We start from the raw sequence: 20,769 nt of genomic DNA, 5'->3' as shown, positions 1-20,769 counted from the left end.
AGCAAACGTGTAGCGGCTCGAAGCGAGCGCGGCAATTCGCCAAATGCCACAGAGAGTGGGACTAGGCCAGCGAATTGACGATCGCCCGGCCGAGCGCATCGCCGCTTTCGAAGGCATGCTCGGCGGACGCCCCGAGGCACCAGTCACCGGCAACGCCCGCCCTGTGATCCGGGGAATAGAGATGCGACTCCCCGAGCGGCCGATCGACGAGCCCCTGACGCCAGAGATGCGCCGTCATCCGCGACGGTCTGACAGGTGGCAGATCCAAGGCGTAGCTGACCTGGCTCCAAAGCTCTGCAGCGACATCGTCGGGATCGGCATCCTGCGCCTGCGAACTCCATGACGGCGACGCATGGATGACGAGATTTTCGCCCGCCGGGTTACGGCCGGGCTTCGTATTGTTGCGGGCGATCCAGCTGATGGTCTCCGACATGTCCGTGAAGACGTCCTGAGCCGGAAAGACCTTCTCCTCGATCCGCACCATCGAGGCCCAGCACGGCGTCATGCGGACGTCCGCAAGGGGCACAGTGAATTCACCGATGCGCCCGAGAAGCAATCGCGCTTGCGCCGCGGGCACCGCGACGGCCACGGCATCGAACGGACCGGCCGATGCTTGATCCTCGAACCACAGGTGCCAGCCCTTGTCGCGCCGCTCCAGCGACTGGACGCGCCGGCCGGTCGTCACGTGTACCCCCTCGACGAGCGGCCGAAAGAGCGACGACATTCCGGGCGTGCCAACGACCCATGGCTGGCTTTGCTCGTCCGCTCGCGTCCCACTGCTCGTCGCCCGCGGCGCCCACTGACCCGCGTGGCCGAGGCCGGAAATCTCATCGAGAAAATCTTGAAAACCTTCCGAACGCCCGGAGAGGTACTGCGCCCCGTGATCGAACGTATCGTTGCCGATGCGCGTCGTTGCGATGCGCCCGCCGATATTCCGCTCTTGCTCGAAGACATCGACGACAAAGCCCGCCCGCCGAAGCAGGCGCGCGCACGACAGGCCGGCCATCCCAGCGCCGATAATGGCAACTTTGTTTGGCACTGAAGTCTCGCTTCCAAGACCCTGCGCGCCTCGCGGCGCGACGCGCCACGACGACGACCCGGCGTCAACGGGACCAACTTGTATAGGAATTCTTGCCCAATCGTTATCGAAGCGTAACGGGCGGTTGAGTGATCAACGTGTAAATCACGTTGCGCGGCGACCGTGCCGCCTACTGCGCTTTGAGGACGCCGCAGGCAATCCTCGGCTCAGCTCCGCCTTCAGGATCGGTCTGATAATCGTCGGCTTTTTCGAACAATACGAGCGACGACCCATCGGGATCGAAAAGCGAGTCTTCGGTATCTTTGCTGAGATGCAGGTAGGGACTGAGGATCTCGGCCAAAGCTACCCCGTCGGACCCGGCCACGACGTTCGGCAAATCCCCCGCCATCGGACCTTCCTCGTTGAGGAAACCGTGCTTCGCCCCGAGCGGGTTATAAATGGCTCCCGCCGACGAAAAATCACCTTCGCACTTGCCGGCTTCGTGAAGGTGCAGTCCGTGCGCGCCGGGCGTCAATCCTTTGAGATCGATCTTCAGGAGAACGCCCGCGGCGATTTCCGTCAGCGTGATGGTGCCGGCGCTGCTGCCGTTGGCGAACTTGATCTCGGCAACCGCAGTCTCTCCCATGGCTTCCGCCCTCGGGGTTGCAGCAAAGAGAAGGATCGCCACCGCCGCAGCTGCCGTGATTCCGATCTTCATGCGACTGCTCCCCTTGCATAACGGGCCGCCGGACGGTTCAACCGCCACGAACGGCCCCACGCTGGCCCAGTGCCGAGGTCCGCTTACACCCGGCGAGGCAGCAGAAGCCACGTATCGAGATCGAGGACAACCCCCTCCGCGTACTCGCCCGTCGGCGTTTTGAGCGGCAGCGACGCGCAATCCTGGTTTTTGACACCAACGAGCCGGACACGCAGCGCACCAATGTCCTTGCGGCCCGGAATCTCTGCTTTTTCAAGCACTTCCGACCAGGCATAGATCGTATCGCCGGCGAACGTCGGGGCCACATGGCGACCGCCATTGATCGCCGCGAGATGGAACGCGTTGCCGAGCCCGTTGTAGGACAGCGCCCGAACGAGCGAGATCACGACGCCGCCGTAGACGATGCGTTTGCCGAAACGCCCCTTGGATTCCGTGTGCTGATTGAAGTGCACCTTGGCGGTGTTCTGATAAAGCCGCGTCGCCGTCTGGTGCTCGGCTTCTTCGAGCGTCATGCCGTCGACGTGGTCGATCTTCTCGCCCGGCTCGTAGTCTTCCCACCGATGCGGCGAGCCCGACAGGGCAAAATCGTATTTGCTGATATCCAGCGGCGGCACGGCGCGGCCCAGGTCCTGCGGGTCGACGCGTTCGGGAAGCTTCGGTACGACCGCTTCCGGCGCCGGCGAACCCTTGGTGCGCTTGCGCACCATCACCCAACGGCAATATTCGAGCACGATTTCATCGTGCTGATTGCGCCCCGTCGAACGGACGTAGACGGTGCCCGTCTCGCCATTCGAATTTTCCTTGAGACCGATCACCTCCGACGTCGAGGACAACGTATCGCCCGGATAGACCGGCTTCAGAAACCGGCAATCGGCGTAACCGAGGTTAGCGATGGCGTTGAGAGAGATATCGGGCGTCGTCTTCCCGAAGACCACATGAAACGTCAACATGTCGTCGAGCGGCGCCCTGGGATACCCGAGTGCCGTCGCGAAGGTATCAGCCGATTGAACGGCGAACCGCGAGCCGTAAAGAGCGGTGTAAAGCGCCACATCTCCGTCGGTGACGGTTCTCGGCGTCGCGTGATGGATGATTTGGCCGTATTTGAAATCTTCGAAGAAATTGCCTGCGTTGGTCTTTGTTCCGGCCATCGTCCCCGCCTTGTATTTCGGAAAGTATTTCGGAAAGCGCCAAAAACTGGGCTTCGGCTATTTTCGTCTTTTTTGGTCAGCCCTTTTTCGGCCAGCCTTTTTCGGGATCTCCACCCGCAACCGCAACTTTTTTCGCGATTTGAGGACGCGATCTAGGGCCGCAGAAGGCCGAGGGCCGCCGCTGATCAGAACCAGGGCTCTTCCACCCTGGAGCGAGCGCTGATCGCCTCGGCAATCGCCGCGACCCGCTTCGCCATGACGAGGTGCAGCCGTTCGACCATGCGCCCCTCGACCGTGATGACGCCCTTTCGCGCATTCTCGGGCTCTTCGAAGGCCCTGATGATCTTGCGCGCCCACGCAATTTCCTCCTCGGTCGGCGAAAAGACCTCGTTGCACGGCACAACCTGCGAGGGATGGATTAACGTCTTTCCGTCCATGCCGAGCGTCCGGCCGTGCTCGCACTCGGCTCGAAAACCCAAATCATCCTTGAAATCGTTGTATACACCATCGATCACGTCGAGCCCGTAGGCGCGCGCGGCGACGAGCGTCATGGCGAGCCAGGGAACGACCGCGAAACGGTTGCTGCTGGCGAGCGCCCGGCTTTCCTTCAAAAGGTCGTTCGTGCCGAGAACCAGACAGACGAGCCGGTTGTCGGGATCAGGGCCGCACGCCGCGATTTCCTTGGCGTTGATGATGCCCATGGGCGTTTCGATCATCGCCCAGAGCCTGATGCGCGGATCGGCCTCCGCCGCCTTGACGACCTTAGCGGTGCCCAAGATATCGCCCGAGTTTGAAACCTTCGGGATGAGGATCGCGTCAGGAACCGCCGCGATCGCCGCGTGAAGGTCCACCATCCCCCACGGCGTTTCGATCGGATTGACGCGCAGGATCACCTCTCTAGACCCGAAGCCACCCTCATGAATGGCCGCGATCGCCTGATTGCGCGCCCGTTCCTTGTTCGCTGGAGCGACCGAGTCTTCGAGATCTATGATGATCGCATCCGCCGGCAGCGTTCTCGCCTTCTCCAGCGCCCGCTCGTTGTCGCCCGGAAGATAGAGAACACTGCGTCTCGGTCTCATGACCATTGCATCGACTCCGAGATGAATTGCCGGATTGTGCAACGCAACCATCCCGCTTTGCAACCTAGACCGGGACCATGGTTTCACAGCGTTTCACATGAATCATAGTGCTCTCGCTGGGTACGTCCCCGGCGTGCTGGTATAGGACATTGACCCCTCCAACGATTTTATCGGCCCCATGTCCCGAATCCTGATGATTTCCTCGTACGTCGCCCGCGATCCCGTGGGGCTGACCGCCACGATGCCGCCCTTGCAGCGAGCCGGCATCGAGGTCGTGGGATTGCCGACGGTCGTCCTCTCCAACCACCCGATACGGCCCCATATCGCGGGCATGACGCTCGATCCGGCGCTTCTCGACAATATGATCGGGGCGCTCGAGAAAAATGGCTGGCTCGGAAATTTCGATGCCGTCTTCTCGGGTTATCTCCCGTCCGCCGGGCACGTCGAAATCGTCGCCGCTACCGTCAAACGCATGCGGGGGTTGAATGCCGCGCTGACGTACATCTGCGACCCGATCTTTGGCGATGATCCGAAAGGCCATTACATCGATGAACAGGCAGCATCTGCGACCCGTGATCTGTTGCTTCCCCTCGCCGACGTCCTGACGCCGAACCGGTTCGAGCTTTCCTGGCTATCCGGCTTCGATGTCAGATCGCGAGCAGACGCCCTCGAAGCGATTGGCAGGCTTAGAGCGTTTTCAAGCGAAGTGAATACCGGTTCGCGTGAAGACAACGCGACAGAAAAAAAACTTATCCGCCCGATCGTTGCCGGCACATCGATACCGGACGGGCCGTCGCAACTGGCAACCGTCCTCGTCGCCGGTGAGGAAGCATTCGTCGGCAGCGTCGCCAAATGGAATGACGTCCCCCACGGTACCGGTGATATTTTCGCAGGCTGCTTGACGGCCAAAATCATGCTCGGCCAATCGCCCAAGCAAGCGCTCGGATATGCCATTGCGGGCGTCCGGCGAACGCTCGAAGTCAGCCGTGGCAGCGATCATCTGCTACCCCATCTCGTCGACTGGGAAAACGGCTTCTCAGCCGACGAAATCCATGCGTTCCCGCTGCGCAAATCCGCACGCAACCAGCCGTAAGCCTTGCCGATCGCGGCTTCGGCTTGCATACCTTTCCCAAACACATGCGTGACGGAGCAAGGGCCGAAATGAAACCCGAAACGAGCGCCCAAGGCATCAATCGCGAAGCCGCTGCTGGATTGGTTCTGCTGAGCGCCGCCGTATTGGCGCTGATTGTCGCCAATTCCCCGCTCAAGGGAATCTACGACCAAACGCTCGCGACACACGTTCAACTGGGAATTGCGCCGTTCGCCCTGACGAAGGAAGTGATCCACTGGATCAACGACGGACTGATGTCTGTCTTTTTCTTTGTCGTCGGTTTGGAGATCAAACGCGAATCGATCCGCGGCGCACTCTCCAACCGCCGGGCAGCCCTGCTGCCGGTCGCCGGCGCCGTCGGCGGTATGGTCGTGCCCGCCCTGATCTACGCCATCATCAACTGGGATAACGCCGCCGCGCTTCGGGGCTGGGCGATCCCTGCCGCGACCGACATCGCCTTTGCCGTCGGCATAATGGCGGCCCTCGGCAGCCGGGTCCCACCGGCGCTGAAAGTGTTTCTGCTCGCGCTCGCCATCATCGACGATCTCGGTGCAATCCTGATCATCGCCTTCTTCTACACAGCCGATCTTTCTATGCAGGCCCTGGGGCTCGCAGCCGTCGGCATCGCGGGCCTGGTCCTTCTCAATCGCTCGGGCGTGATGCGCGCTTGGCCCTATTTGCTGATCGGCGCTTTCGTCTGGCTCTGCGTGTTGAAATCCGGCGTCCACGCGACACTGGCCGGCGTCGCAACCGCGCTCGCAATTCCCTTGACGGGAAACAAAAGGGGTACCGAGGGTCCGCTCGAGGGACTTGAGCACGCGCTGAGCCCCTGGGTCAGCTTCCTCATTGTGCCGATTTTCGCTTTTGCCAACGCCGGACTATCTCTCACCGGCATGTCAACCGACGACATGCTGTCGCAAATCCCAATTGGCATCGCGTTGGGTCTTTTCCTCGGCAAGCCACTCGGAATATACGGCGCGGTCAGAACTGCACTCGCCACCGGTTTAGGAGAAATGCCCCGCGGAGCCTCCCAGATGCAGCTTTTAGGCACAGCTGTTTTGGGCGGCATCGGTTTTACCATGAGCCTATTCATCGGCATGCTGGCATTTCCCGAATCTGATGCGAGCGCGGAAGTTCGTCTGGGCGTTCTCGCTGGCTCTCTTCTGTCGGCGGTCGTCGGCTACATCGTTCTTGTTAGAAGTACATCGGACTGAGACTTCAGGAGCAATGAGAATTAATGAGCAGTTTCCCCGAATCCCTCACCGACCGCTACCGCCGCTTCAGGCACCGCCATTTTGTTCTCAACGCCGACCACTACGAAGAGCTAGCCACCTACGGGCAGAACCCGGAGACGATGGTTATTTCCTGCTCGGATAGTCGCGTCGATCCGGAAACGATCTTCAGCGCAATGCCGGGCGAACTCTTCATCGTCCGCAACGTGGCGAACCTCGTTCCGCCCTACGAAACGGGCGGCAGATATCACGGCGTCAGTACGGCCGTGGAATTTGCGGTCATGAACCTCCGCATCAAAAATCTCATCGTCATGGGCCACTCCGGATGCGGTGGCGTCAAAGCCGCCCTTGATCAGAGCGCTGCGATTCAGACGGAAGCGCAATTCATTTCGCGTTGGATGTCGATGCTCGACGACGCCCGCCTCTCGGTGCTCGCCGCGCATCAAAACAGCCCCCAGGCCATCAAGCAGGAAGCTCTCGAGAAGGAAGGCATCAAGCAGGCGATCAAAAACCTGCGGACGTTCCCGTTCGTTCGCGATCAGGAAGAACGCGGCCGCCTGGCGCTACACGGAGCGCACTTCGACATCAAATCGGGAACACTGACGGTGCTGAACCATTCGCGCGGAATGTTCTATCCGCTCTAAGGCGAACGCCGTTCAAGGCGCCGGCGAAGCTTTTGCCTTCTCGATGGCTGGCAGAAGTTTCGTCGTCAAAGAGTCGGCCGAGATCGGCCCGACGTGCTTGTAGACGACTTCGCCCCGGCCATTGACGACGAAGGTCTCCGGCGTGCCGTAGACGCCCCAGTCGATGGCCGCGCGCCCGCTTTTGTCCGTTCCAACAGCTGAATAAGGATTGCCGAAACGGCCGACGAAACGCCGCGCCGCATCCGTCTGGTCCTTGTAGTTGACGCCGTAGATATCGACGCCCGCTTCTTCTTTCAGCTGTTCGAGAAACGGATGCTCTTCAACGCACGGCTGGCACCACGACGCCCAATAATTGACGACAGAGACTTTGCCCTTCGCAAGATCGGCGGAGGTGAAACCGGGCTCTGGTTTGCCGCCGCGCTCGAGGCCTTCGAGCGGCGGAAAGGTCGTCTGAGGCACAGTCTTTCCGACGAGCGTCGACGGTAACCGTGACGGATCGCCGGACCGCAACGCCATCGCGAAAAACCCCGCGACGACTGCAAAAACCACGACCGGTAAAACGCGCACCAAGTTCGACTTGCCTTCGGCCAACTCTATCGTCCTCCCGCCGCCGCTGAACGGCGCTTCACGCCTTGCCGCTCGAGAGCTTCGAGATCGGCAGCCTGCTTCCGGCCATCAGCGATCAGCCAAAGAATGAGCCCGATGACGGTCACCGTCACGGCGGCGTAAGAAATCCAGATGAAGGCGGCGTGAGGTCCGAGATCCATGATCGATTACTCCGCCGCGCCTTGATTTGCAGCCTGCGCCGCGAGCCGGTCGCGTCCGGCGACGGCCTGCGTTCTGAGGGCTTTCACCCGCCGGCGCAGAATTTCATTTCGCATGCCCTTGAGATGCATGGCGAAGAACAGAAGCGTGAACGCAACCGCCATGACGAGAAGCGGCAGCCGCATGCTCGGATCGACTGTCGACGTAAAATCGGTCGACGGCTGATGCAGCGTGTTCCACCAGTCGACAGAGAATTTGATGATCGGCAGGATCGTGACGCCGACGAGCGCCAGGATGGCGGTCAGCTTCGCCGCCGCGCCCTCATCCTCGAGCGCCGACCGGAGCGCCATCAATCCGAGATAGAGAAAAAACAGGATCAGGACCGACGTCAGCCGCGCGTCCCAGACCCAATAGGTGCCCCACATCGGTTTACCCCAGAGCGAGCCCGTCAGCAGCGCCAGGAACGTGAAAGCGGCACCGAGCGGCGCTGCAGCCTTCGCCGAGACATCCGCCAAGGGATGGCGGAAAACCAGAAGCCCGAAGCTCGAAAGCGCGATCAGCCCATAGATCATCATCGAGAGCCACGCGCACGGCACGTGGATGTACATGATCCGCACTGTCTCGCCCTGCTGATAGTCGGCGGGCGACGCGAAGAACGCGAGATAAAGCCCATAGGCCAACAGAATGGCGGCCGCCCCCGAAATCCACGGCAGCAGCCTTGCGGAAAGCTCCATGAAGCGGGTCGGGTTGGCGAGGCGTTGCGTCAGTGTCTGCATGTGCGGGATCTAAGACTTTAAAAGGTAAGGCGCAATGAAGGGCAGATTACAATTATTGTAGCTGAACCTTGAGTGCGGCGGCTGCGGCGAGCGGCCCCAGCACGATTGCGACAAGGGAAATCGCCGCCAGAATGAGAAACGACGCCGCCATCCCCGTCGGCCCGGCCCCGGCGCTGACAGCCGATATCCCGAAAATCAAGGTAGGAACGTAAAGCGGCAGCACGATGAGCGCCAGCAGCAGGCCGCCGCGACGTGTCTTCATCGTCAACGCCGCGCCGATAGCGCCGAGAAAACTAACCGCCGGAGTACCGGCGAGCGTGGTCGCGACCAGGATCGGATACGCCGCAAGATCGAGGTTCAGCAAAATACCGAGCACCGGCGCCATGATGGCGAGCGGGATTCCGGTCGTAATCCAGTGTGCTAGCGACTTGGCGGTGGTAACCAATTCCAGCGGCAATGGGCCCGTCGCGAGCACATCGAGCGTCCCATCCTCGTGGTCGGCCTCGAAAATCCGATTGAGCGACAGCAGCGCCGCCAGCAGTAGCGCGATCCACAATATCCCCGCCGCGATGCGCGACAGCAGATTGAGATCCGGTCCAAGGCCGAGCGGCATGAGCGACACGACGACCAGAAAGAAGCCGAGCGCCGTCCCGATCGCGCCGCCTTCGCGGACCGCAAGTCTCACATCCCGGGAAAGGAGAGCCCAAAAGCTCTTCAAGCCGCCATCCTCTGCGCTGCGAGATCCAGCGTCCGCGCACGCTCGAGACCGAGCGGCAGATGCGTGGCGATGACGGCAAGGCCGCCGGAACTCGTATGATCGTTGACCGCAGCGACCAGCCGCTCCGATGACGCTGTGTCTAGCGATGCGGTTGGTTCGTCAAGCAGCCAGACCGGACGGCGCGCGACAAGCAGCCGGGCAAGTCCGAGCCGCCGCTTCTGCCCCGCCGACAGGTAAGCCGCGGGAAAGTCGCTCAGGTCTTCAAGCCCGAAATGGCGGAGCGCCGCCGCGATCCGCAAAGGCCCATCGCCGCCGGAATCGAGATACGTATTCCAAAAGCCCGCATTCTCCGCGACCGACAAGCTCGACTTCACCGCGTTGGTATGCCCGACGACGTGCGACTGCTCCCCGAGCGTCAGCTCATCGTCGCCGCCATCGAGCCGGATGACGCCGCGGAACGGCCGAATGAAGCCCGCGAGCGTACGCAGCAACGTCGTCTTCCCGATGCCGTTCGCACCGGTCAAAACCAGCGCCTCCCCGCCTTTGACGGCAAACGACAGCCCGTCGATGATGCGGCGTGAACCCCGATCTATGACCAAGTCTTCGGCAATCAGCTGCACAGCGATGAGATTCCGTGGCGTGTGAATGAGCAAGACGGTGGCATTTGCGCGCTAATTTGACCATCTCGCGATTGGTGTTTTCTTTTTATAACGATTATATAGAAGGCACGTTGTATCCTTCGCTAGCGCAAAAGCGAGGGGTCGCGCGGACCGACGAACTCGTGCCGCGGGACACCTTGATCCGCCGGCACTCCGGCGGCGCAGCCCTTCGTCTTAATCTTTCGGAGGCCTGATCTTGAGCGCCCATACACCCGTTTCCGACGACAGCTTCAACTGCCGCAAGACCCTCACCGTCGAGGGCAAGGACTACGTTTACTATTCCCTGCCCGACGCCGAGGCGAATGGCCTGACGGGAATTTCGCGGCTCCCGTACGCGATGAAGGTCCTGCTCGAAAACCTCTTGCGGCATGAAGACGGCCGCTCGGTCACCAAAGCCGACATCGTCGCCATGGCCGAATGGATCGGCAATAAGGGCAAGACCGAAAAGGAAATCGGTTTCCGCCCGGCACGCGTCCTGATGCAGGATTTCACCGGCGTTCCAGCCGTCGTCGATCTCGCTGCGATGCGCGACGGCATGACGAAGCTCGGTGGCGACCCGACGAAGATCAACCCGCTCGTGCCCGTCGATCTCGTCATCGACCATTCCGTCATCGTCGATGAGTTCGGCACGCCGAAAGCCTTGGCCGATAACGTCGCGCTCGAATATGCGCGCAACGGCGAGCGCTATAACTTCCTGAAATGGGGCCAGGGCGCCTTCCAGAATTTCCGCGTCGTACCGCCCGGCACCGGCATCTGCCACCAGGTCAATCTCGAATATCTCTCGCAGACGGTGTGGACCAATGAGATGTCGGACGGCAAAACCATCGCCTATCCCGATACGCTCGTCGGCACCGATAGTCACACGACGATGGTCAACGGTCTCGCCGTGCTCGGTTGGGGCGTCGGCGGCATCGAAGCCGAAGCCGCAATGCTCGGCCAGCCGCAATCGATGCTCATTCCCGAAGTCATCGGTTTCCGCTTGACCGGCAAACTCCCTGAGGGCGTGACCGCGACCGACCTCGTGCTGACGGTCACGCAGATGTTGCGCAAGAAGGGCGTGGTCAACAAGTTCGTCGAATTCTTCGGACCCGGCCTCGACTCGATGTCGCTCGCCGACCGCGCCACGATCGCCAACATGGCGCCCGAATACGGCGCGACGTGCGGTTTCTTCCCCGTCGACAAGGAAACCATCAATTATCTGACGATGTCGGGCCGCGACTCCCACCGCATCGCGCTTGTCGAAGCCTACTGCAAGGCCCAGGGCCTCTATCGCGACACGGGCTCCGCCGATCCGGTCTTCACCGACACGCTGTCCCTCGAGCTGGGCGACGTCGTCCCCTCGATGGCTGGCCCGAAACGTCCCGAAGGCCGCATCGCGCTGACCGACATCAAGAGCGGCTTCGCCGCGGCTCTTGCCGACGAATACAAAAAGCCGGGCGAACTCGCCAAACGCGCACCCGTCGAAGGCAAAACGTTCGATATCGGCCACGGCGATGTCGTCATCGCTGCGATCACGAGTTGCACGAACACGTCCAATCCGAGCGTCCTGATTGCTGCGGGCCTCCTCGCCCGCAACGCGGCGGAACGCGGCCTGAAAAGCAAGCCTTGGGTCAAGACCTCGCTGGCGCCGGGATCGCAGGTCGTTGCCGCCTACCTCGAGAAGTCCGGCCTCCAGCCGTATCTCGATCAGATCGGATTCAACCTCGTCGGCTTCGGCTGCACCACCTGCATCGGAAACTCTGGCCCGCTGGCGCCGGAAATTTCCAAGGCGATCAACGGCAACGGCATCGTCGCCGCCGCCGTGCTCTCCGGCAACCGCAATTTCGAAGGGCGCGTCAGCGCGGACGTGCAGGCGAATTATCTGGCGTCGCCCCCGCTGGTCGTTGCCTACGCACTCGCAGGCTCCGTGCAGAAAGACCTGACCAAGGAGCCTTTGGGCGAAGGCAGCGACGGCAAGCCGGTCTTCCTGAAAGACATCTGGCCGACGTCCCAGGAAATCCAGAAATTCATCATCGAAAACGTCACGCGCGAACTCTTCAAGTCTCGCTACGCCGACGTCTTCAAGGGCGACAGCAATTGGCAAGGCATCGCGACGAGCGGCGGCCTGACCTACGGCTGGAACGGTTCGTCCACATACGTTCAGAACCCGCCCTATTTCCAGTCCATCTCTCGCGACGCGAAGCCGATCAACGATATCGTCAACGCCCGCATTCTTGGTCTCTTCGGCGACAAGATCACAACCGACCACATCTCGCCCGCCGGATCGATCAAAACCGCGAGCCCCGCTGGAAAGTATCTCCTCGACCACGACGTTGCACCGGCTGACTTCAACCAGTACGGCACGCGGCGCGGCAATCACGAGGTGATGATGCGCGGCACGTTCGCCAACATCCGCATCAAGAACCACATGGTGAAAGATCCGAACGGCAACGTGAAGGAAGGCGGCCTGACGATCCATTATCCATCGGGCAAGGAATTGGCGATCTACGACGCCGCGATGCAATACGAAGCGGAGGGCGTGCCGCTCGTGGTGTTCGCCGGCATCGAGTACGGCAACGGCTCATCCCGTGACTGGGCGGCGAAAGGCACAAACCTTCTGGGCGTCCGCGCCGTCATCGCCCAATCGTTCGAGCGCATTCACCGCTCGAACCTTGTCGGCATGGGCATTGCTCCGTTCGTCTTTACGGAAGGCGCTTCCTGGCAGTCCCTCGGCCTCAAGGGTGACGAGCGCGTCACCATTCCGGGCCTCGCCACCATCAAGCCGCGCGAGGTGGTGACGCTCACCATCACGCGCACCGACGGCACGTCGATCCCCGTACCGGTCCTCTGCCGGATCGATACGCTCGACGAGCTCGAGTACTTCCGAAATGGCGGTATTCTGCACTACGTCTTGAGAAACCTCGCGGCTTGAATCGATCTCTCTTAGGGGTGGTGAGAGGCTCTTCGAAGTCTGTCACCTCTCCTCTGAGTCTATCGAGAGAGCGCGCCGAGCCCAGCAACAGCGATCGCCTCGTCGATGTCTGGCTGTGCGCCGGAAACACCCACCGCGCCGGCACACGCCCCATCGTGCATGACAGGGCTGCCGCCCGGTCCTGCGAGCCCGTCGTGGCCGCCGGCCTGTCGCGTACGGTTAAGCGCCTCCAATGCTCGGGTGGGCACCCCGATACTTGCGGCGGTTCGGGCCTTCTGAGAGGCAAGATCAATCGTGTATTGGCGTGCGCCGTCCATCCGATGAGCGCAGATGAGCGCTCCGGCATCATCCACGACTACAATGCAAACCGCCACGCCATGTTGCGCGGCTGCATCGAGGCAGCCGGTCGCGATCGTTCGCGCGTCGTCATAGGAAAGGGAGGGCTTCATGCGCATCGCCAAACTCCTGTTGGCGCCATGCGCGCCACGCGCACGACCCACTGTCGGCGCATGGTTTCTAATTATACAATGGGGTAACGCGGCGGAGCAAGGATCGCCGAAGGCCGGAACACTCACCCGTTCGTGACAAGGCTTTCGAGCCTTTCACTTTTTCATTCCCGGGCGGCAAGCTAAAAAGGATCGTCGTGGCGACTGCCACATCAGGCTCGAAGGCTGGCTCCCCCATGCGTTTCCGCGTCCTCGCCCCGTTGGTTTTGACGGCCCTCGCCGCAGCTTGGGCTTTGGCGTCGCCGTCGCGGGCGCAGGAAGTTTCCCTTGATGTCCAAACAGAGAAGCCGATCAAGGGCGTCATAGAACTCTTCACGAGCCAGGGATGCTCGTCCTGCCCCCCGGCCGACGCGCTCCTCAAAACGCTGTCGGATGATCCTTCGATCATCGCGCTCTCCCTGCCCGTCGATTACTGGAACTATCTCGGCTGGAAGGACACGTTCGGCTCGCCGCGCAACAGCGAGCGTCAGCGAAATTACGCCCGCAACCGCGGCGACGGCGCGATTTTCACGCCGCAAGCCGTCGTCAATGGCGTGGCGCACGTCAACGGCGGGTCGAAAGCGGCAATCCAGCAGGCGATCGACGATACCGTGAAAACGGGCGGACCGATGCAGGTGCCCGTCCGGTTTTGGCAGGAGCGCAATACCCTGAACTTCGCCTTGGGCGGCGATACGCCCGGACACAGCCCGCGCGAAGCGACGATCTGGCTTGGCGTCGTCCAAATGACGGGAGCCGTGCAGATTAAGGAAGGCGAGAACGCCGGCAAGACGCTCACCTACACCAACATCGTCCGCGAGTTGACGCCGATCGGCATCTGGAAGGGCATGCCGATGAAAGTGCAGCTGCCCCGAGCCGCCATGATGCAGGCCGACGTGCAAAAGCTCGTCGTCCTCGTGCAGGAAGGACGAAGCGGCCCGATCATCGGCGCGACGATGGCCGGCCTCTGGTAAATAAGTCTCTGGTAATTCCAGCGCCGCCCTTTAAGCGGCGAGCCCGCGCTTCTTCAACAAACCATCGATCTTCGGCGGCCGTCCGCGAAACGCCACGTAGGCCGCGTGCGGATCGCGCCGGTTTCCGGCCGAGTAGATGAACTCGTGAAGCTTCTTCGCCGTGCCCGGATGAAAGACGTTTCCGGTTTCCTCGAACGCGGCGAATGCGTCGGCGTCCATCACTTCCGACCACAGATAGCTGTAATACCCGGCGGCATAGCCCGACATGATGTGCATGAAATGCGGTAGGCGATGCCGCATCACGATCTCTTTCGGCATATCGATTTGCGCGAGGGCCACGCGCTCGAAGCCTTCGACGTCGGCGATCGATGCCGTTTCCGCCGAATAGAGCGCCATATCGACGAGCGCCGACGACGTGTATTCGACCGTCGCGAAACCTTGATTGAAATTGCGGGCCGCGGCTAACCGTTGCCGCAAAACCTTCGGCATCGGCTTTCCGGTCTTGTAATGCAGCGCATGCTTTTCGAGAACTTCCGCCGTCGAAAGCCAATGCTCGTAAAGCTGTGACGGCAGCTCGACGAAATCCCGCGACACCGACGTCCCCGAAATCGACGGATAGGTCACGTTGGAAAGCAAGCCGTGCAGCCCATGTCCGAATTCGTGAAACAACGTGCGCGCATCGTCGAACGACAACAGCGCCGGCTCGCCCTCGCCGCCTTTCGCGAAGTTCAGCACGTTGACGATGATCGGGCTCTGGCCTTTCCCGAGCTTGTGCTGCGCGCGAAAAGCCGACATCCACGCGCCCGAGCGCTTCGTCGGACGCGCGAAATAGTCGCCCATGAAAATGCCGACGTGCGCGCCCTTCTTGTCGAGCACCTCCCACACCCTGACTTCCGGGTGATAGCGCGGCAGATCCTTGCTCTCTTGGAACTTCAAACCGAACAAGCGTGACGCCGTGTCGAACGCCGCACGGATCATCTGATCGAGCTCGAGATAGGGCTGTAATTTCGATTCATCGAAATCGTATTTCGCCTTGCGCACGCGCTCGGAATAATAGCGCCAGTCCCACGGCATGATCTCTGAGTTATCGCCGCTGCTGACGGCTTCGGCTGCAAGCGCATCGCGCTCTTCGCCAGCGCGCACGACCGCTTTCTCCCACACGGCGCGAAGAAGTTCATCGACCCTGCCGGGCGTTTTCGCCATCGTGTCTTGCAAGCTGAATTCGGCAAACGAAGGAAAGCCCATCAGCCGCGCGTATTCTCCGCGCAGCGCCACCGCCTCGGCGACGATCTGACGATTATCCGTCTCGCCGTCATGCGCACCGCGGCGCGTCCACGCGTTGAAAGCCTGCTCGCGCAAATCGCGCCGGCTCGAATACGTGAGAAATCCTTCGACGCTCGAACGCGCGAGCGTAATCATCGCCTTGCCCTGGAGGCCCGCATCGGCAGCAGCGCGCGCGGCACTTTCTTTCAGAGTGTCAGGCAACCCCGCGAGGTCGTTCTCGCCGTCGAGAACGAGCCGCCACGACTGCTCGTCCTTGAGCACGTTCTGCATGAACTGCGTAACGAGCGTCGCGAGCCGCGCGTTGATTTCTTTGACGCGGGATTTGTCCGCCGCCGAAAGCCGCGCACCCGAACGGACGAACTCGAGGTGATGGCGTTCGAGAACGCGCAGATCTTCTTCGCCGAGTTTCAACGCGTCACGCCGCTCATAAAGATCGTCGATACGTTTGAAGAGGCGCTTGTCGAGCAGGATCTGCGTTTCGTGGGCCGCAAATCGCGGCGCCATCTCGCGCGCTATTTCCTGAAACTCGGGTGTCGAATCCGAACCTTCGAGATTCCAGAAAACCGACGCGACCCGTGACAACTGCCAGCCGCTCTTTTCGAAAGCCACGATGGTATTGGCGAATGTCGGCTTTGCCGGGTTTTTCGCGATTTTCTCTATCTCGGCCTTGTGCTCGCGAAAGGCGGCATCGAGAGCCGGTTTGAAATGGCGCGCTTCGATTTTGGCGAACGGCGGCATCTGAAACGGGCCGTTCCACTTCGCCATGAGTGGATTGATACTGGGCTTGGAACGCGGCTTCGGAGCCGCCTTGCGCTTTGCTATCATCCTGAGATCGATCTCTAATCTTCCCCGTTATGTAACTTTATATACGCACAAAAGCGCGCGACAACTAATGAAACAGTCGCAATGAATAAAGCCGGAGGATCGGCCTTTTGGGCCAATTCTCCGGAAGGCAGGACGATGAGGGAAGAAATTCGCCTTGGACGGGGAGCCAAAACGCAGGAGGGGAAGAGTTGCCTGTGAACCCAACCTCGAAACTGTGGCCCCGGGGGGCTGGGGGGCTATGAGTCCAGAGCCGGTCCTTTGAAGCTTGATCCAAAGGCAACGATTATCTTTATTGCGTTTTATTACGGCTGTTTGTGGCCTCCGCGGAGTCGCGAATTTGTCCGCCTGAGGGTCTTTCCGTGCACTGCCCGTTGAATTCCCCACCATGCGATTCTGGGTCATAAGATTATCAACCTTGCTCTCTTGCATTCCTCGAGCGTTGGCGCGATCTTTAAGACGCTAACGATGGACAAGACCGTTTGAGCGAGACAACCGAACCGATAGCTTTTCGCCCGCGGCCCGCGGGCAAGCTTGGAGCTCCCGACACCGCCTCGGAGCCCGGTCGCCGTACCACTTTCGATCGATACGAGCTGACCGCAATTCTGGATCTCTACGGCCGAAAGGTAGCAACTGGAGCCTGGCGCGATTACGCCATCGACTTCCTCCGCGATAAGGCGGTCTTCTCCGTCTACCGCAAAGCCAGCGAATACCCGCTCTACCGCATCGAGAAAGACTTGCGCCTGGCCCGCAAGCAGGGGGCGTACAGCGTCATCGCCGCCGGCGGACTGATTATGAAGCGCGGCCAGGATCTAAAGCGCGTCCTCAGCGTGCTGGAAGATCGCCCGGGCGTCGTCGGCGCCTGAGTTCCGCTGATCATCGGCGCTTTCGGCCGGCTCCCGGAATCGAGCAGGAAGTGCACAGCAAAAAAAGCGCCCAACGAAAAAAGGCCCCGAAAACCGGGGCCTTTCTCAATTCAAATGATCTCTCGGCCGTTATTCGCGGCTCGCCAATCCCAAGAGATTCAGGATGTGGATGAAGAGCGTCACGAACGAACCGTAGAGCATGAATGCGCCGAAGATCGACGAGCGCTTCAGCTGGGCTTCGTTACCGTAAGCCGCCTGCTCGATGTACATCGACTTGATCGCCTGCGTTTCGAAGGCCGTAATGACCGAGAAGAGCAACACGACGACAGCCGAGATACCCATGCTCACCAACTTGCTGGTGCCGGCATCATTGATGAAGAAGAAGCTGCCGAGCATGACGACGATCAGGCCGATCGATGCCATGGACAGGAAGCCGCTCCAGCCCGTCATGTCCTTCTTCGTCGTGTAGCCGATGAGGCTCGTCACCGCGAACATCGCAGCAGCGATGAAGAACGCCTGACCGACGATGCCAGCCATGCCCATGCCGACGTACAGCGACACCATCGGGGCGATCAAAGCACCCCAGAGAGCGCAATAGAGCCAGTAGGCGCCGTGCGCGAGAACGTCACTGCCGCCGAAGAAAAGTCGCGGCGCAAAAAAGCCAAGGCCGAGAACGGCCGCGAAGACGACCCACTTCATCGGGCCGAGCGCGATCGCCGCCATGACTTGCGGGTTAGCCATCAGAAGCATGACGACGACAGCCGTACCGGCGACGCCGAGCGCCATGTAGTTGTAGGTGCCGAGCATGAACGAGCGCAGCCCCTGGTCAATCGCGCCCGATGTCCGTGCGCCGCCGTACGGGCTATTTGGTCGCGTAAAAACTTCAGCCATGGTCTGTATCCTCGTATTTGCCCGGCCAGTCGCCGGGTCTCGCGCAATCATATGTTATTTCATTTGATTGCTTTCAAGCCCCGTAAACAAAAGGGGTTAGTCTTTTATTCCGAGCGCAGGTACGGCGCCGGGGGCGCCCGCAGGATAGCCCAAGTGCCAATGCCACCGAAGAGGGCAATCATCGCCCCCGCCAGCCCGAGGCTGATGCCGATGGAACTGAGCGAGAAGACGTAGTCCAGCTCCATGACCCGCGTGACCGCTACCCAGGCGACGGCGCTTCCGAGACCAATGGCGACTAGCGCGGCAATGGCGGCAAGAACCGCATATTCCCAGGCGTGAACCTCGAGGATCTGCCGCCGGCGGGCGCCAATCGTCTTCAGAATGACGGCTTCCAGAATACGCCGGCGCTGGGCTGTTACCAAAGCGCCCGCGAGAACAAGCGCGCCGGCGGTTAATGTGACGCTGCCCGCCACCTGAACGGCGACCATGACCTTCGCAAAAATCTTGCTGAACTGGTCGATTGCATCGCGAACCCTGATCGCGCTGACGCTCGGGTAGGCCTTCCCGAGATCCCGCACCATGTCTGACTCGGGTCCTGGCAGGCCGCCATGGGGCAAACGAACCGTCGCCAGCAGATTGTGCGGCGCCGCCCGGAGCGTATTGGGCGAGAAAACCATGATGAAGTTCAGGGCAATGCTTTCCCATTTGACGTCACGCAGGCTTGCGACCTTGGCGTCGATATTGCGACCGAGCACGTTGACCGTAACGCTGTCGCCCAAGCCGATGCCGAGTTTCTTGGCAATCTCGCCCTCGAACGAAACAAGCGGCGGTCCGTCATAACCCTTGTCCCACCAGGTGCCGCTCGAAACCGTCGAGCCCTCCGGAACGGTGTCGGCGTAACTAAGCCCCCGGTCACTGTTCAGAACCCATTGCGTGTCTGCTGGGAACGTCAGCTCTTCGACCGGCTTCCCCTTTATCGCAACGATCCGGCCCCGCAGCATCGGCGCTTCGACGAGCTTCGCACCGGGCACATGCTGCGAAACGCGAGCCGTCAGCCCTTCGAAGTCGGCAGGCGGAATATCGAGAAGGAAATAGTCCGGCGCTTCGGCCGGCAGCCGCTCCTGGAGATCGGCGACTAGGGCAGCATTGGCGAGCCCCACCGCGACCAGCAACGAAAGACCCGTGCCGAGCGACAAGAGGACGGACCGCGTCAGCCCGTCCGGCGATGCGATGTTGCGCAGGGCGAGAGCAAGTTCAGGCCGCCGAGGTCGCGGCAGCCGGCCGGCAAGACGCGAGAGATAGCCGCCAAGCCATCCGAACACCGCCAGCATGACGACCAAGCCCGCGACGACATAGAGAGCAATCGAGCGCGGCTCCGATGTTAGGACCGCAACGCCGACGAGAAGAGCCGCCAGCACACCCATGATCGCGATGAGCGCTGGGCGGGGTCTGCCGCCCGGCGAGTTGACGGAATCGCGAAAGAGAACGCTCGCGCGCACATTTTCGGCGCGCCCAAGCGGCCAGAGCGCAAACAGCAACGCAATGATGGCGCCGTAAAGCGCGGCAATTCCCAAACTCTGCGGCGAAACCTGAACATTGATGCGGACCGGCAAGAGATCCCCGTAGAACGCATCGATGATCGACGGAACGGCAACGCCCAATGCCAAACCGATCGCGATACCGATCGCGGTCATCAGCCCAAGCTGAACGAGAAAAATTCCCATAATCTGCGCGCCCGACGCGCCGACGCTTCTGAGCGTCGCGATCACTTTCATCCGCTTGTCGATGAACGTCGAAACCGCATTGGCTATGCCGACGCCGCCGACGAGCAGCGACGCAAGTCCGATGAGGATGAGGAACTGCCGCAGCCGCTCGAGCACCCTTGTGATCTGTGGCGACGGATCGAAACGGTCGCCGCTCGTGAACCCGCCATTGGGAATCTTGAGCGCGATGTCTTTCCGCAACTCGCTGAGCGCTTGCCGGTCGCTTACGGCATTCGCTGGAAGCTTGATCGCATAACGCCAGCGTATCAGCGTGCCCGGCTTGACGAGGCCGGTCTTTTCAAGCGTTTCAAGCGAGACGAAAATTCTTGGCCCATAGGTCATCCGGTCCGCGACGGCATCGGGCTCGTTATCGAGAATGCCTCCGACTACGACCTCGGCTTCGCCGAGACGCATCTTGTCGCCGACCTTGAGCCCCAGGCGATCGAGAAGCATCGCATCGGCGACGACTCCGTCGCCCGTGATCGCATGCGCAAACGAGCCGGGACTTTTGAGCGTGACGTCGCCCGCCAGCGGATAGAGCACGTCGACACCCTTGAGTTCCGCCAGCGCCTGATCCGATCCATCGAGACGGCGCGCCATCGTCCGCATGGTGGCGGTTTCGCTCACCTGTCCGAGACTTTGGAATATGTCCCGCTCGGCAGGAGCGGCCCGCACGTGCGCGCGCGCAAACATCACGTCGCCGCCGAGAATAACCTCGCCTTGTGTCGCGAGCCCGGCGCGCAACGCATCCGCAAGCGCACCGACCGCGGCGATCACCATCACGCCCAGCGCCAGGCAGGCGATAAAGATCCGGAACCCGTCGAACCCATTGCGAAGCTCGCGCAAACCGAGACGCACGATCGTGCGTAATCCGGCACGCTGCTGCGGTAGGGCGCTTTCCAACGCCG

General features: G+C 61.3%; 19 protein-coding genes. 6 read left to right on the top strand and 13 right to left on the bottom strand.

Features of this window, described 5'->3' with window-relative positions; all coding sequences use genetic code 11:
* Nucleotides 1–61 precede the first annotated feature (61 nt).
* From AACL53_RS20175 to AACL53_RS20160, 4 genes are all read right to left on the bottom strand, one after another.
* Nucleotides 62–1,039: an NAD(P)/FAD-dependent oxidoreductase gene (locus AACL53_RS20175; protein ID WP_339086390.1), complete on the bottom strand. Its 978-nt coding sequence runs from the start codon at nucleotides 1,037–1,039 to the stop codon at nucleotides 62–64.
* Nucleotides 1,040–1,208: 169 nt separating this feature from the next.
* On the bottom strand, nucleotides 1,209–1,736 hold the full coding sequence (locus AACL53_RS20170) for a superoxide dismutase family protein (protein WP_339086389.1): 528 nt from the start codon (nucleotides 1,734–1,736) through the stop codon (nucleotides 1,209–1,211).
* 83 nt (nucleotides 1,737–1,819) lie between these two features.
* A complete protein-coding gene (locus tag AACL53_RS20165; RefSeq protein ID WP_339086388.1) occupies nucleotides 1,820–2,884 on the bottom strand; it encodes a MaoC family dehydratase in 1,065 nt (354 codons plus the stop codon).
* 185 nt (nucleotides 2,885–3,069) lie between these two features.
* Nucleotides 3,070–3,969, bottom strand: coding sequence for a CoA ester lyase (locus AACL53_RS20160; protein ID WP_339086387.1), 900 nt, complete (start codon nucleotides 3,967–3,969; stop codon nucleotides 3,070–3,072).
* A 172-nt stretch (nucleotides 3,970–4,141) separates the two neighbouring features.
* On the opposite strand from AACL53_RS20160, the gene pdxY reads away from it, so the two are divergent.
* From pdxY to AACL53_RS20145, 3 genes are all read left to right on the top strand, one after another.
* A complete protein-coding gene (gene pdxY, locus AACL53_RS20155) occupies nucleotides 4,142–5,056 on the top strand; it encodes a pyridoxal kinase (RefSeq protein WP_339086386.1) in 915 nt (304 codons plus the stop codon).
* Between the two features lie 68 nt (nucleotides 5,057–5,124).
* Nucleotides 5,125–6,288, top strand: a complete 1,164-nt coding sequence (gene nhaA / locus AACL53_RS20150) for a Na+/H+ antiporter NhaA (protein ID WP_339086384.1) — start codon at nucleotides 5,125–5,127, stop codon at nucleotides 6,286–6,288.
* A 23-nt stretch (nucleotides 6,289–6,311) separates the two neighbouring features.
* The gene (locus AACL53_RS20145; protein ID WP_339086383.1) at nucleotides 6,312–6,950 is read left to right on the top strand and encodes a carbonic anhydrase; all 639 of its coding nucleotides are present in this window, start codon (nucleotides 6,312–6,314) and stop codon (nucleotides 6,948–6,950) included.
* A gap of 12 nt (nucleotides 6,951–6,962) precedes the next feature.
* Here AACL53_RS20145 and AACL53_RS20140 read toward each other — a convergent pair whose 3' ends face one another.
* The 5 genes from AACL53_RS20140 to ccmA are packed head-to-tail and all read right to left on the bottom strand — an operon-like array spanning nucleotide 6,963 to nucleotide 9,829.
* Nucleotides 6,963–7,547, bottom strand: a complete 585-nt coding sequence (locus AACL53_RS20140) for a DsbE family thiol:disulfide interchange protein (RefSeq protein WP_339087001.1) — start codon at nucleotides 7,545–7,547, stop codon at nucleotides 6,963–6,965.
* Nucleotides 7,544–7,717, bottom strand: coding sequence for a heme exporter protein CcmD (ccmD, locus tag AACL53_RS20135; protein WP_339086381.1), 174 nt, complete (start codon nucleotides 7,715–7,717; stop codon nucleotides 7,544–7,546). The genes AACL53_RS20140 and ccmD overlap by 4 nt, the downstream gene beginning before the upstream one ends.
* A 6-nt stretch (nucleotides 7,718–7,723) precedes the next feature.
* Entirely contained in the window at nucleotides 7,724–8,491 is a 768-nt protein-coding gene (locus AACL53_RS20130) for a heme ABC transporter permease (RefSeq protein WP_339086379.1), read from the bottom strand.
* 52 nt (nucleotides 8,492–8,543) lie between these two features.
* Entirely contained in the window at nucleotides 8,544–9,209 is a 666-nt protein-coding gene (gene ccmB / locus AACL53_RS20125) for a heme exporter protein CcmB (protein ID WP_339086378.1), read from the bottom strand.
* A complete protein-coding gene (gene ccmA, locus AACL53_RS20120) occupies nucleotides 9,206–9,829 on the bottom strand; it encodes a heme ABC exporter ATP-binding protein CcmA (protein ID WP_339086377.1) in 624 nt (207 codons plus the stop codon). The genes ccmB and ccmA overlap by 4 nt, the downstream gene beginning before the upstream one ends.
* A 235-nt stretch (nucleotides 9,830–10,064) precedes the next feature.
* Between ccmA and acnA the strand changes: the two genes are divergently transcribed.
* Entirely contained in the window at nucleotides 10,065–12,779 is a 2,715-nt protein-coding gene (gene acnA / locus AACL53_RS20115; RefSeq protein ID WP_339086376.1) for an aconitate hydratase AcnA, read from the top strand.
* A gap of 59 nt (nucleotides 12,780–12,838) precedes the next feature.
* Here acnA and AACL53_RS20110 read toward each other — a convergent pair whose 3' ends face one another.
* Nucleotides 12,839–13,234: a heme-binding protein gene (locus AACL53_RS20110; RefSeq protein WP_339086375.1), complete on the bottom strand. Its 396-nt coding sequence runs from the start codon at nucleotides 13,232–13,234 to the stop codon at nucleotides 12,839–12,841.
* A gap of 227 nt (nucleotides 13,235–13,461) precedes the next feature.
* Here AACL53_RS20110 and AACL53_RS20105 point away from each other — a divergent pair, with 227 nt between their 5' ends.
* On the top strand, nucleotides 13,462–14,235 hold the full coding sequence (locus AACL53_RS20105; RefSeq protein WP_339086374.1) for a DUF1223 domain-containing protein: 774 nt from the start codon (nucleotides 13,462–13,464) through the stop codon (nucleotides 14,233–14,235).
* Between the two features lie 30 nt (nucleotides 14,236–14,265).
* Here AACL53_RS20105 and AACL53_RS20100 read toward each other — a convergent pair whose 3' ends face one another.
* Nucleotides 14,266–16,344, bottom strand: coding sequence for a M3 family metallopeptidase (locus AACL53_RS20100; protein WP_339086373.1), 2,079 nt, complete (start codon nucleotides 16,342–16,344; stop codon nucleotides 14,266–14,268).
* 479 nt (nucleotides 16,345–16,823) lie between these two features.
* Here AACL53_RS20100 and AACL53_RS20095 point away from each other — a divergent pair, with 479 nt between their 5' ends.
* Nucleotides 16,824–17,207, top strand: a complete 384-nt coding sequence (locus tag AACL53_RS20095) for a DUF2794 domain-containing protein (RefSeq protein ID WP_339086372.1) — start codon at nucleotides 16,824–16,826, stop codon at nucleotides 17,205–17,207.
* A gap of 129 nt (nucleotides 17,208–17,336) precedes the next feature.
* Here the strand turns inward: AACL53_RS20095 and AACL53_RS20090 are convergent, their stop codons facing one another.
* A complete protein-coding gene (locus AACL53_RS20090) occupies nucleotides 17,337–18,098 on the bottom strand; it encodes a Bax inhibitor-1/YccA family protein (RefSeq protein ID WP_339086371.1) in 762 nt (253 codons plus the stop codon).
* Nucleotides 18,099–18,202: 104 nt separating this feature from the next.
* A complete protein-coding gene (locus AACL53_RS20085) occupies nucleotides 18,203–20,764 on the bottom strand; it encodes an FtsX-like permease family protein (RefSeq protein ID WP_339086370.1) in 2,562 nt (853 codons plus the stop codon).
* Between the last annotated feature and the right edge of the window lie 5 nt (nucleotides 20,765–20,769).

Origin of the sequence: Hyphomicrobium sp. ghe19 (assembly GCF_902712875.1) — a bacterium.
Lineage (GTDB): Bacteria > Pseudomonadota > Alphaproteobacteria > Rhizobiales > Hyphomicrobiaceae > Hyphomicrobium_B.
Note: the sequence above shows the minus strand (reverse complement) of the source record. Positions and strands in the feature narration are given on the sequence as shown.

Excerpts from the sequence above, each read along its gene's own strand:
- AACL53_RS20100 (WP_339086373.1), bottom strand. The coding sequence starts at position 16,344 with ATGATAGCAAAGCGCAAGGCGGCTCCGAAGCCGCGTTCCAAGCCCAGT.
- AACL53_RS20165 (WP_339086388.1), bottom strand. The coding sequence starts at position 2,884 with ATGGCCGGAACAAAGACCAACGCAGGCAATTTCTTCGAAGATTTCAAA.
- AACL53_RS20090 (WP_339086371.1), bottom strand. The coding sequence starts at position 18,098 with ATGGCTGAAGTTTTTACGCGACCAAATAGCCCGTACGGCGGCGCACGG.
- AACL53_RS20160 (WP_339086387.1), bottom strand. The coding sequence starts at position 3,969 with ATGGTCATGAGACCGAGACGCAGTGTTCTCTATCTTCCGGGCGACAAC.
- AACL53_RS20170 (WP_339086389.1), bottom strand. The coding sequence starts at position 1,736 with ATGAAGATCGGAATCACGGCAGCTGCGGCGGTGGCGATCCTTCTCTTT.
- AACL53_RS20110 (WP_339086375.1), bottom strand. The coding sequence starts at position 13,234 with ATGCGCATGAAGCCCTCCCTTTCCTATGACGACGCGCGAACGATCGCG.
- AACL53_RS20130 (WP_339086379.1), bottom strand. The coding sequence starts at position 8,491 with ATGCAGACACTGACGCAACGCCTCGCCAACCCGACCCGCTTCATGGAG.
- AACL53_RS20145 (WP_339086383.1), top strand. The coding sequence starts at position 6,312 with ATGAGCAGTTTCCCCGAATCCCTCACCGACCGCTACCGCCGCTTCAGG.
- ccmD (WP_339086381.1), bottom strand. The coding sequence starts at position 7,717 with ATGGATCTCGGACCTCACGCCGCCTTCATCTGGATTTCTTACGCCGCC.
- pdxY (WP_339086386.1), top strand. The coding sequence starts at position 4,142 with ATGTCCCGAATCCTGATGATTTCCTCGTACGTCGCCCGCGATCCCGTG.
- nhaA (WP_339086384.1), top strand. The coding sequence starts at position 5,125 with ATGAAACCCGAAACGAGCGCCCAAGGCATCAATCGCGAAGCCGCTGCT.
- AACL53_RS20105 (WP_339086374.1), top strand. The coding sequence starts at position 13,462 with ATGCGTTTCCGCGTCCTCGCCCCGTTGGTTTTGACGGCCCTCGCCGCA.